This window comes from Streptomyces celluloflavus, from assembly GCA_000720995.1.
Taxonomy (GTDB): Bacteria; Actinomycetota; Actinomycetes; order Streptomycetales; family Streptomycetaceae; genus Streptomyces; species Streptomyces celluloflavus.
In genome coordinates, this window is record JOEL01000102.1 from 1 (window position 1) to 5140 (window position 5140).

Genomic DNA, 5140 nt, shown 5'->3' on the forward strand with positions numbered 1-5140 from the left:
ATATGTTGATACCCCGTCCACTTCGGTGGATGAGGTTCCTTTGAAAAAGTCCTCCGACGCCACATGGTGGTGTGGGAGGCGACACTAGCGAGGACGCTGTGAACTGCTGGACTTATTCCGTCCGGCGGTTCCGCTCTCGTGGTGTTTGCCCCGGTATCGGGGAGACATTCACGGAGAGTTTGATCCTGGCTCAGGACGAACGCTGGCGGCGTGCTTAACACATGCAAGTCGAACGATGAACCGGTTTCGGCCGGGGATTAGTGGCGAACGGGTGAGTAACACGTGGGCAATCTGCCCTTCACTCTGGGACAAGCCCTGGAAACGGGGTCTAATACCGGATATGACGCACGACCGCATGGTCTGTGTGTGGAAAGCTCCGGCGGTGAAGGATGAGCCCGCGGCCTATCAGCTTGTTGGTGGGGTGATGGCCTACCAAGGCGACGACGGGTAGCCGGCCTGAGAGGGCGACCGGCCACACTGGGACTGAGACACGGCCCAGACTCCTACGGGAGGCAGCAGTGGGGAATATTGCACAATGGGCGAAAGCCTGATGCAGCGACGCCGCGTGAGGGATGACGGCCTTCGGGTTGTAAACCTCTTTCAGCAGGGAAGAAGCGAGAGTGACGGTACCTGCAGAAGAAGCGCCGGCTAACTACGTGCCAGCAGCCGCGGTAATACGTAGGGCGCAAGCGTTGTCCGGAATTATTGGGCGTAAAGAGCTCGTAGGCGGCTTGTCGCGTCGGATGTGAAAGCCCGGGGCTTAACCCCGGGTCTGCATTCGATACGGGCAGGCTAGAGTTCGGTAGGGGAGATCGGAATTCCTGGTGTAGCGGTGAAATGCGCAGATATCAGGAGGAACACCGGTGGCGAAGGCGGATCTCTGGGCCGATACTGACGCTGAGGAGCGAAAGCGTGGGGAGCGAACAGGATTAGATACCCTGGTAGTCCACGCCGTAAACGTTGGGAACTAGGTGTGGGCGACATTCCACGTCGTCCGTGCCGCAGCTAACGCATTAAGTTCCCCGCCTGGGGAGTACGGCCGCAAGGCTAAAACTCAAAGGAATTGACGGGGGCCCGCACAAGCAGCGGAGCATGTGGCTTAATTCGACGCAACGCGAAGAACCTTACCAAGGCTTGACATACACCGGAAACGGCCAGAGATGGTCGCCCCCTTGTGGTCGGTGTACAGGTGGTGCATGGCTGTCGTCAGCTCGTGTCGTGAGATGTTGGGTTAAGTCCCGCAACGAGCGCAACCCTTGTTCTGTGTTGCCAGCATGCCTTTCGGGGTGATGGGGACTCACAGGAGACTGCCGGGGTCAACTCGGAGGAAGGTGGGGACGACGTCAAGTCATCATGCCCCTTATGTCTTGGGCTGCACACGTGCTACAATGGCCGGTACAATGAGCTGCGATACCGTGAGGTGGAGCGAATCTCAAAAAGCCGGTCTCAGTTCGGATTGGGGTCTGCAACTCGACCCCATGAAGTCGGAGTTGCTAGTAATCGCAGATCAGCATTGCTGCGGTGAATACGTTCCCGGGCCTTGTACACACCGCCCGTCACGTCACGAAAGTCGGTAACACCCGAAGCCGGTGGCCCAACCCCTTGTGGGAGGGAATCGTCGAAGGTGGGACTGGCGATTGGGACGAAGTCGTAACAAGGTAGCCGTACCGGAAGGTGCGGCTGGATCACCTCCTTTCTAAGGAGCACTTCTTACCGAGCTTGTCTTGGTCAGAGGCCAGTACATCGGCGAATGTCCGGTGCTGGTTGCTCATGGGTGGAACGTTGACTATTCGGCACATCGGGTTGGTTGTTTCCAGTACTGCTTCGGCGTGGAACGGGATGACGGATCGGGTGTGTCGGGCACGCTGTTGGGTATCTGAGGGTACGGACTTCAAGTCTGGACCTTCGTGATGCCGGCCCCAGTGAACTCAGCCTTCGGGTTGGGGTGGTGGGTGGCTGGTCGTTGCTTGAGAACTGCACAGTGGACGCGAGCATCTGTGGCCAAGTTTTTAAGGGCGCACGGTGGATGCCTTGGCACCAGGAACCGATGAAGGACGTGGGAGGCCGCGATAGGCCCCGGGGAGCTGTCAACCGAGCTTTGATCCGGGGGTGTCCGAATGGGGAAACCCGGCAGTCGTCATGGGCTGTCACCCGCTGCTGAACACATAGGCAGTGTGGAGGGAACGCGGGGAAGTGAAACATCTCAGTACCCGCAGGAAGAGAAAACAACCGTGATTCCGGGAGTAGTGGCGAGCGAAACTGGATGAGGCCAAACCAGTCACGTGTGATACCCGGCAGGGGTTGCGTGGTTGGGGTTGTGGGATCGTACTTCGATTGTCTGCCGGCAATCGGGCGAGTCAGAAACCGTTGGTGTAGGCGAAGGGCATGCGAAAGGCCCGGCGTAGAGGGTAAGACCCCCGTAGCTGAAACATTAACGGCTTGCTTGTACGACACCCAAGTAGCACGGGGCCCGAGAAATCCCGTGTGAATCTGGCGGGACCACCCGTTAAGCCTAAATATTCCCTGGTGACCGATAGCGGATAGTACCGTGAGGGAATGGTGAAAAGTACCGCGGGAGCGGAGTGAAATAGTACCTGAAACCGTGTGCCTACAAGCCGTGGGAGCGTCGCGCAGAGACTTGTCTCTGCGTCGTGACTGCGTGCCTTTTGAAGAATGAGCCTGCGAGTTTGCGGTATGTTGCGAGGTTAACCCGTGTGGGGAAGCCGTAGCGAAAGCGAGTCCGAATAGGGCGTTGAGTAGCGTGCCCAAGACCCGAAGCGGAGTGATCTAGCCATGGGCAGGTTGAAGCGGAGGTAAGACTTCGTGGAGGACCGAACCCACCAGGGTTGAAAACCTGGGGGATGACCTGTGGTTAGGGGTGAAAGGCCAATCAAACTCCGTGATAGCTGGTTCTCCCCGAAATGCATTTAGGTGCAGCGTCGTGTGTTTCTTGCCGGAGGTAGAGCACTGGATAGGCGATGGGCCCTACCGGGTTACTGACCTTAGCCAAACTCCGAATGCCGGTAAGTGAGAGCGCGGCAGTGAGACTGTGGGGGATAAGCTCCATGGTCGAGAGGGAAACAGCCCAGAGCATCGACTAAGGCCCCTAAGCGTGTGCTAAGTGGGAAAGGATGTGGAGTCGCAGAGACAACCAGGAGGTTGGCTTAGAAGCAGCCATCCTTGAAAGAGTGCGTAATAGCTCACTGGTCAAGTGATTCTGCGCCGACAATGTAGCGGGGCTCAAGCACACCGCCGAAGTCGTGTCATTGCAACTATAGGGCTAACGCTTGTTGTGATGGGTAGGGGAGCGTCGTGTGCCGGGTGAAGCAGCCGTGGAAACGAGTTGTGGACGGTTCGCGAGTGAGAATGCAGGCATGAGTAGCGATACACACGTGGGAAACGTGTGCGCCGATTGACTAAGGGTTCCTGGGTCAAGCTGATCTGCCCAGGGTAAGTCGGGACCTAAGGCGAGGCCGACAGGCGTAGTCGATGGACAACCGGTTGATATTCCGGTACCCGCTTTGAAACGCCCAGTATCGAATCCATTGATGCTAAGGCCGTGAAGCCGGCCTGGAGTCTTCGGACGAAGGGACGTGGTGGAGCCGCTGATCCAAGGTGGTAGTAGGTAAGCGATGGGGTGACGCAGGAAGGTAGTCCAGCCCGGGCGGTGGTTGTCCCGGGGTAAGGGTGTAGGCCGTGTGGTAGGTAAATCCGTCACACGTTAGGGCTGAGACCTGATGCCGAGCCGATTGTGGTGAAGTGGATGATCCTATGCTGTCGAGAAAAGCCTCTAGCGAGTTTCATGGCGGCCCGTACCCTAAACCGACTCAGGTGGTCAGGTAGAGAATACCGAGGCGTTCGGGTGAACTATGGTTAAGGAACTCGGCAAAATGCCCCCGTAACTTCGGGAGAAGGGGGGCCATTTCTGGTGATGGGCTTTGCGCCTTGAGCTGGGGGTGGCCGCAGAGACCAGCGAGAAGCGACTGTTTACTAAAAACACAGGTCCGTGCGAAGCCGTAAGGCGATGTATACGGACTGACGCCTGCCCGGTGCTGGAACGTTAAGGGGACCGGTTAGTCAATCTTCGGGTTGGCGAAGCTGAGAACTTAAGCGCCAGTAAACGGCGGTGGTAACTATAACCATCCTAAGGTAGCGAAATTCCTTGTCGGGTAAGTTCCGACCTGCACGAATGGCGTAACGACTTCTCGACTGTCTCAACCATAGGCCCGGTGAAATTGCACTACGAGTAAAGATGCTCGTTTCGCGCAGCAGGACGGAAAGACCCCGGGACCTTTACTATAGCTTGATATTGGTGTTCGGTTCGGCTTGTGTAGGATAGGTGGGAGACTGTGAACTCTGGACGCCAGTTCAGGGGGAGTCATTGTTGAAATACCACTCTGGTCGTGCTGGATGTCTAACCTGGGTCCGTGATCCGGATCAGGGACAGTGTCTGGTGGGTAGTTTAACTGGGGCGGTTGCCTCCTAAAGAGTAACGGAGGCGCCCAAAGGTTCCCTCAGCCTGGTTGGCAATCAGGTGTTGAGTGTAAGTGCACAAGGGAGCTTGACTGTGAGACTGACGGGTCGAGCAGGGACGAAAGTCGGGACTAGTGATCCGGCGGTGGCTTGTGGAAGCGCCGTCGCTCAACGGATAAAAGGTACCCCGGGGATAACAGGCTGATCTTCCCCAAGAGTCCATATCGACGGGATGGTTTGGCACCTCGATGTCGGCTCGTCGCATCCTGGGGCTGGAGTCGGTCCCAAGGGTTGGGCTGTTCGCCCATTAAAGCGGTACGCGAGCTGGGTTTAGAACGTCGTGAGACAGTTCGGTCCCTATCCGCTGTGCGCGTAGGAGTCTTGAGAAGGGCTGTCCCTAGTACGAGAGGACCGGGACGGACGAACCTCTGGTGTGCCAGTTGTCCTGCCAAGGGCATGGCTGGTTGGCTACGTTCGGAAAGGATAACCGCTGAAAGCATCTAAGCGGGAAGCCTGCTTCGAGATGAGGGCTCCCTCCCACTTGATGGGGTAAGGCTCCCAGTAGACGACTGGGTTGATAGGCCAGATATGGAAGACCGGTAACGGTTGGAGTTGACTGGTACTAATAGGCCGAGGGCTTGTCCTCAGTTGCTCGCGTCCACTGTGT

Annotated in this window: 2 rRNA genes; both read left to right on the plus strand. The window is 57.4% G+C overall.

Going from position 1 to position 5140, the window contains the following annotated elements:
* Positions 1 to 167: 167 nt before the first annotated feature.
* Positions 168 to 1696 (plus strand): 16S ribosomal RNA (locus IH09_RS35870).
* A gap of 303 nt (positions 1697 to 1999) precedes the next feature.
* Positions 2000 to 5119, plus strand: a 23S ribosomal RNA gene (locus IH09_RS35875).
* The 16S and 23S rRNA genes sit together here, the layout of an rRNA operon.
* The last annotated feature ends 21 nt before the right edge of the window (positions 5120 to 5140 follow it).